The following is a 6,347-nucleotide window of genomic DNA, read 5'->3' as shown; positions in this document are numbered from 1 at the left end:
CCCTCTCCCCGCGAGAAACGTGTTGCGCAAACAGGCGAGCTTCGGGGCTAGCGAAGCGCCGCGAAGCGAAAGGTTAGGTGAGGGGCCAGTTCGGCGTTCGTTGCAGGATTGCTTAACGGCATTGGGTTTAGCATGCCGCGCTCCACAAAAAAGCGGCCCGGAATTGCTTCCGGGCCGCGTGGAGGTTTTGGGTTTTGATTCGCGCTGAGGGTTGGGTCTTAGCGCGGTCAAAGTGGGGAGCTGGAACCCGGCTCTGGAGAGCCAGGCTACGGCTTACATCATGCCGCCGTGGTCGTGGCCGTGACCGGCTTCGGCGGCTTCTTCCTTCGGAATGTCGGCGATGAGACATTCGGTGGTGAGGAGGAGGCCGGAGATGGAGGCGGCGTTCTGGAGAGCGCTGCGGGTCACCTTGGCTGGATCGACGACGCCGGCCTTGATGAGGTCTTCATACTTGGCGGTGGCGACGTTGTAGCCGTGGTTGCCGGTGCCTTTCTTGACTTCGGCAACGATGAGAGCGCCTTCGACGCCTGCATTGGCTGCAAGCTGACGGAGAGGGGCTTCGATGGCACGAGCGACGATTTCGGCGCCGGTCTTTTCGTCACCGACGAGACCGAGGTCACCGATGGAGGCCTGAGCACGGATCAGAGCAACACCGCCCCCAGGGACGATGCCTTCTTCAACGGCCGCACGGGTGGCGTGCAGGGCGTCTTCGACGCGGGCTTTCTTTTCCTTCATCTCGGTTTCGGTGGCAGCACCGACGTTGATGACGGCAACACCGCCGGCGAGCTTGGCGAGGCGCTCCTGGAGCTTCTCACGGTCGTAATCGCTGGTGGTTTCGTCGATCTGACGCTTGATCTGGGACACGCGTCCGGCGATGGCATCGCTGCCGCCTTCACCTTCAACGATGATGGTGTTTTCCTTGCCGATGGTGATGCGCTTGGCTTTGCCGAGGTCGGCAAGCTCGATGTTTTCGAGCTTGAGGCCGAGGTCTTCGGTGATGCAGCGGCCGCCGGTGAGGATGGCGATGTCTTCGAGCATGGCCTTGCGGCGGTCGCCAAAGCCAGGAGCCTTGACGGCCACGATGTTGAGGGTGCCGCGCAGCTTGTTCACCACGAGGGTGGCAAGGGCTTCACCTTCGACGTCTTCGGCGATGATGAGGAGGGGCTTGCCGGAGCGAGCAACCTTCTCAAGCAGAGGCAGCATGTCCTTGAGGCTGCTGATCTTCTTCTCGTTGATGAGGATGTAAGCGGACTCAAGGTTCGCTTCCATGGACTCAGGATCGGTGACGAAGTAAGGGGAGAGGTAACCCTTGTCGAACTGCATGCCTTCGACGACTTCGAGGGTCGTTTCGATGCTCTTGGCTTCTTCGACGGTGATGGTGCCTTCCTTGCCCACTTTGTCCATGGCTTCGGCGATGATGTTGCCGATGGCGACGTCCCAATTGGCGGACACGGTGGCGACCTGGGCCACTTCCTTGCTGTCCTTCACGGGGGTGCTGATTTCCTTGAGCTTGGCGACGATGGCCTCAGTGGCCTTCATGATGCCGCGCTGGAGCGAGATCGGGTTGGCGCCGGCGGTCACGTTGCGGAGACCTTCAGCATAGATGGCTTCGGCCAGGACCGTGGCGGTCGTAGTGCCGTCGCCAGCGATGTCGGAGGTCTTGGAGGAGACTTCCTTGATGAGCTGGGCGCCCATGTTTTCATAAGGACATGGAAGTTCGATTTCCTTGGCCACGGTGACACCGTCTTTGGTGATCGTGGGGGAGCCGAATTTCTTGTCGAGGATGACGTTGCGACCGGCCGGGCCGAGAGTGGCCTTGACGGCGCGAGCCAGTTTGGTGACGCCGCGCAGGAGGGCCTGACGTGCGGATTCGTCGAAGTGCAGTTGTTTAGCCATATCAGTGTAAGTAGTGAGTTAGGGGTTGAGGGGTGGATTAAGCGGTGATGATGCCGAGGATGTCGGTTTCGTTGATGATGAGGACGTCATCACCAGCGAGCTTCACTTCCGTGCCGCCGTATTTGGAGATGAGAACTTTGTCGCCCTTCTTCACGGTGAAGAGGGTGGACACGTCTTTGCCTTCGTCGTCTTTGCCGGTGCCGAGTGCGAGCACTTCAGCTTCCTGCGGTTTTTCTTTGGCGGTGTCGGGGAGGAAGATTCCGCCAGCGGTTTTTTCTTCGCTGTTGGAGCGCTTCACGAGGACGCGACGTCCGAGCGGTGTAATTGCGGTAGCCATAATGTGTGTCTGGTTGGTGCTTTAGAGGTTTATGTTGTGGTTTGGTTTGTCTGATCGACCACCGGCAATGCTGTGAAGCGTGGACGGTGGTCGTTCGGAAAATGGGGAAATCAGTCGGGCAGGTCGGTTTTGGGCGGCGTGGCCGCGGGATTGGGGACGATGGAGACGCCGTTGGGGGCGCGGTCTTTGCCGCCGTAACTGAGATCGGGCGCGGCCTCGCCGATTTCATCGACGAGGAAGGCGACGAGCTGCTTGGGGTCTTCAGAAAGCACGGATTGCAGCATGCGGGCCGTGCGGGGCTGGTCGTAGCCCTTCATGTCGAGATCGAGCTTGGCGGAGCCGGGGGTGCCGTCGAGACCTTTGATTTGCGCGGCGAGATCGACGGTGGAGTTGATGCGCGCTTGTAAATCCTTGTCCTGAGAGAGCTTGGTGAGTGCGTTGCGCAGTTTCTCGCTCACTTCAGGCACGCCAAGCAGTTCAGCAGCATTCTTGCCGGGATATTTGGTCAGGATCGAGTGCGCCTCGATCGCCAAGTCTGCTGGGGATGCCGGAGCAGGCGCTGGTGAAGACAAAGCATCCGCGATGGCAGCATCGAGACGCGTGCCCGACATCACGGCCGCTTTTGGGGCAGCGGCTGCTGCTTTGGGTGCTTCTTCCGTCTTTTTGCCACATGCGGCGAGCAGTGAGCATGACAGCATCAGCAACGCACTGGCTTGGCACCGCAGAGATTGGGAGAACGCAGAGGACATGCTCTTCCTTACGCGGGTGATTCGTGGCCGATCAGATGTTGCCTCACGAGCACGAAGAGCTTCAAACATGCGATGAATGTCACCGCCGTATTGGGCCGAGAGCTTGCGTTTAATCCGGCGCACTTCAGCGAGGATTTCGCCATCTTCCGAGTCATCTTGAGTGTCGGAGGCCGTGGGGTGAGGATGCAGTTGCCTGGACGGCAACGACTGGAAATCGAAAGCCATACTTTATTGCCCGTCACTCTTATCGTTGGCTTGCTTGGAGAAATTGTATTGCTGGCTTGCCTCCGTTTTCTGAATCACCTGTGCTGGTGCATTTTGAAAACCAGTCGATGTGCGAAGTTGATTCACAAACGCCTGATTCGATTGAGTGTTAGAGCTACTTTGCCCTTGCGAGGGTTGGTTATTTGTTGATGACTTGGCCATAAAGTTGAGTGCTAAGAATGTGATTAATAAATAATGCGCCAGAAGCAGCGAGCATGACGAATCCCCAAGAAAGTAATCGGGTAGTTACATTAAGTTGATCCTGTTTATGAATTGATTGCAGGCTGTAGCTATCGGCAGCACGGGATGCTGCTTCTGCAAAAGTAATGCGAAAATTGAGGTCGTTCGATATAGAGACTGGGTAGTTTTTAGCAGTCCAATCCATCGCTTGTGCTGGTGGCAAGTCGTCCACCGTTCGCAACCTAAGAGCTCTCAAACAGTAGACGAATGAAGCACCGACGATTAAGGTACCAATAACATAAAAGACTTGAGCGGCACAGCAGTAGCCAGCGCAAAACTTTCCGTCCTTGAAAACATTCGTCGCTACGGTCAGAACAACGGTCAGCATGACGCCAATAGCAGTGCTTAGGAAGCTTGCTTTAGCGTCAAGCTTCTCGAAGTGATTTGTAGCGCGGCTCAGACAAGCTGAAGCCGTCTCAAATCGCGCTTGAGCCAAGTGTCTTTCGGCCTCAAGCAGCTTTTGCTGTTCTGGTGTGAGTTTTAGCATGGCGCGACTCTCACTTGTCCTTGTCCACGACCTCAAAGTCAGCATCGACGACTTTACCCTTGTCTTGGCTCTTCGTCTCAGCAGCGGCGACATCTGGGCCTGCGCCAGCCATGCCGCCCATGTCGGGCATGCCACCGGGGGCTCCGGCGGTTGCGGCAGCGGCGGCTTGGTAGGCGGCGGCGAAGAGTTTTTCGAGTTCTTCGGTCTGGGCCTTCATCTTGTCGGTGTCGCCGGATTCAATGGCGGACTTGAGGCTGGTGAGCTTGTCCTTGATCGGGGTGAGTTGGTCAGCGGGGACTTTTTCTTCCCATTCCTTGAGCTGCTTCTCGATCTCAAAGCTGAGGGCTTCGGCCTTGTTCTTCACTTCGACGGCTTCCTTGCGCTTGAGGTCTTCGTCGGCGTGTTCTTCGGCGTCACGCTTGGCTTTTTCGATTTCATCCTGGCTGAGGCCGGAGCTGCCCTGGATGGAGATCTTTTGCTCTTTGCCGGAGACTTTTTCCTTGGCACTGACGTGCAGGATGCCGTTGGCGTCGATGTCAAAGGTGACTTCCACTTGCGGGACACCGCGGGGAGCCGGTGGGATGCCGTCGAGCTTGAAGGTGCCGAGCGTTTTGTTGTCGCGGGACATCGGGCGCTCGCCCTGGAGGACGACGATTTCGACGCCGGGCTGGTTGTCACTGTAGGTGGAGAAGACTTGGGAGTGCTTCTTCGGAATGGTCGTGTTGCGCGGGATCATCGGCGTGGCGACACCGCCAGCGGTTTCGATGGACAGCGTGAGCGGAGTCACGTCGAGCAGGAGCACGTCTTTGACGTCGCCTTTGAGCACACCGCCTTGGATGGCAGCGCCGATGGCGACGACTTCGTCCGGGTTCACGCCCTGATGCGGGTCTTTGCCGGCGAGCTTGCGGGCGGTCTCGACGACCTTCGGCATGCGGGTCATACCGCCGACAAGCACGAGTTCGTCGATCTTGCTGGCGTCCAGTTTGGCAGCGGCAAGGCAATCCTTCACCGGCTTGATGGTGCGCTCGAACAGGCTGTCCGTGAGCTGCTCCATCTTCGCACGCGTGAGCGTCTTCATGATGTGCTTCGGCCCGGTGGCGTCGGCAGTGACGAAGGGGAGGTTCAAATCGTAGCTCTGGCTGGAGCTGAGGGCGATCTTGGCCTTCTCGGCTTCTTCCTTGATGCGCTGAAGCGCGTCTGGCTGGCCGCTGAGGTCGATGCCGCTGTCCGTTTTGAATTCGCTGATGATCCACTGAATGAGGGTGTTGTCCCAGTCGTCGCCACCGAGGTGCGTGTCGCCATCCGTGGCGAGCACTTCGAAGACGCCGTCGCCGATTTCGAGCACGCTGATGTCGAAGGTGCCGCCGCCAAGGTCATACACGGCGACTTTTTCATCGGACTTGCTGTCCAGGCCGTAGGCAAGGGCTGCGGCGGTCGGTTCATTGATGATGCGGCGCACATTGAGGCCGGCGATCTCACCCGCGGCCTTCGTGGCGTTGCGCTGGCTGTCATTGAAGTAAGCGGGCACCGTGATGACGGCTTCGGTGATCGTTTCGCCGAGCTTGGCTTCGGCGTCGGCCTTCAGCTTCGCGAGAATCATCGCGCTGACTTCCTGCGGGCTGTAAGTCTTCGTTTCGCCGCCGACTTCGACCTGCACATGGGCGTCGCCATTGGCAGCGGCCACGATCTTGTAGGGCATGCGCTTGTCGGCTTCGGTCAGCTCGACGAATTTGCGGCCCATGAGGCGCTTCACGGAGAAGACGGTGTTGCGGGGATTGGTCACCGCCTGACGCTTTGCGGCCTGGCCGACGACACGCTCGCCGCTCTTGGTGAAGGCGACGACGGACGGCGTGGTGCGTGCGCCTTCTGAATTTTCGAGCACCATCGCCTTACCGCCTTCAAGGACGGCCATGCAGGAATTCGTGGTGCCGAGGTCAATGCCGAGGATTTTGCTCATGATATGTGTGTTGGGGGAAAGGGTTTGAGGTGGGGTTTTGGTGCTCCTTCCTTGGCTAGACGCGTGCCAAGTGGGGTCAGCCACGCTGGAGGCCTTGATTTTGCGAGGTTCCAGCGTGTCAGGGGTGATGAGCCAGGAACTCGGCCTTGGTGCCAAAGTGCCAGAGATGGCACAGTTGGCGTGGCACTTGGCGCAGTTGGGCGTTAGGTAACTTTGTGATTGTCGGGCATGCCCGAGGAGCCTATTCTTGCGCCATGCAAAAAGCCGCCGCAGCCCCAAAACGGATCAAGAGTCAATGTCGTTAAGTTAAGGCAGAGGCAAGACAAAGGGATTGAAAAGCCGGGATGATGGGCCAGATAGAGAAGCGCTGGAAGCCTTGATTTCAGGGGATTCGAGCGACTATAACCACCATGGACC

Annotated in this window: 6 protein-coding genes; all 6 read right to left on the bottom strand. The window is 58.4% G+C overall.

The annotated features are described in order from the left end of the window. Window positions 1-273 precede the first annotated feature (273 nt). On the bottom strand, window positions 274-1,896 hold the full coding sequence (groL, locus tag ACKVY0_RS07360) for a chaperonin GroEL (RefSeq protein ID WP_409214153.1): 1,623 nt from the start codon (window positions 1,894-1,896) through the stop codon (window positions 274-276). A 37-nt stretch (window positions 1,897-1,933) separates the two neighbouring features. Beyond that, a complete protein-coding gene (locus tag ACKVY0_RS07355) occupies window positions 1,934-2,233 on the bottom strand; it encodes a co-chaperone GroES (protein WP_409214152.1) in 300 nt (99 codons plus the stop codon). A gap of 110 nt (window positions 2,234-2,343) precedes the next feature. Beyond that, entirely contained in the window at window positions 2,344-2,931 is a 588-nt protein-coding gene (locus ACKVY0_RS07350; protein WP_409214151.1) for a hypothetical protein, read from the bottom strand. Between the two features lie 454 nt (window positions 2,932-3,385). After that, window positions 3,386-3,973 carry a hypothetical protein gene (locus tag ACKVY0_RS07345; RefSeq protein ID WP_409214150.1) on the bottom strand — a complete coding sequence of 196 codons (588 nt, stop codon included), beginning with the start codon at window positions 3,971-3,973 and terminating at the stop codon, window positions 3,386-3,388. Between the two features lie 10 nt (window positions 3,974-3,983). Further along, window positions 3,984-5,930, bottom strand: coding sequence for a molecular chaperone DnaK (gene dnaK, locus ACKVY0_RS07340; RefSeq protein WP_409214149.1), 1,947 nt, complete (start codon window positions 5,928-5,930; stop codon window positions 3,984-3,986). 203 nt (window positions 5,931-6,133) lie between these two features. Next, on the bottom strand, window positions 6,134-6,347 hold a 214-nt coding region (locus ACKVY0_RS07335), incomplete at its 5' end, for a hypothetical protein (protein WP_409214148.1).

It is taken from the genome of Prosthecobacter sp. (assembly GCF_046154365.1).
Lineage (GTDB): Bacteria > Verrucomicrobiota > Verrucomicrobiia > Verrucomicrobiales > Verrucomicrobiaceae > Prosthecobacter.
The sequence above is the reverse complement of the archived record's forward strand: the minus strand, read 5'-3'. Positions and strand labels throughout refer to the sequence as shown.

Excerpts from the sequence above, each read along its gene's own strand:
- groL (WP_409214153.1), bottom strand. The coding sequence starts at position 1,896 with ATGGCTAAACAACTGCACTTCGACGAATCCGCACGTCAGGCCCTCCTG.
- ACKVY0_RS07355 (WP_409214152.1), bottom strand. The coding sequence starts at position 2,233 with ATGGCTACCGCAATTACACCGCTCGGACGTCGCGTCCTCGTGAAGCGC.
- ACKVY0_RS07350 (WP_409214151.1), bottom strand. The coding sequence starts at position 2,931 with ATGCTGTCATGCTCACTGCTCGCCGCATGTGGCAAAAAGACGGAAGAA.
- ACKVY0_RS07345 (WP_409214150.1), bottom strand. The coding sequence starts at position 3,973 with ATGCTAAAACTCACACCAGAACAGCAAAAGCTGCTTGAGGCCGAAAGA.
- dnaK (WP_409214149.1), bottom strand. The coding sequence starts at position 5,930 with ATGAGCAAAATCCTCGGCATTGACCTCGGCACCACGAATTCCTGCATG.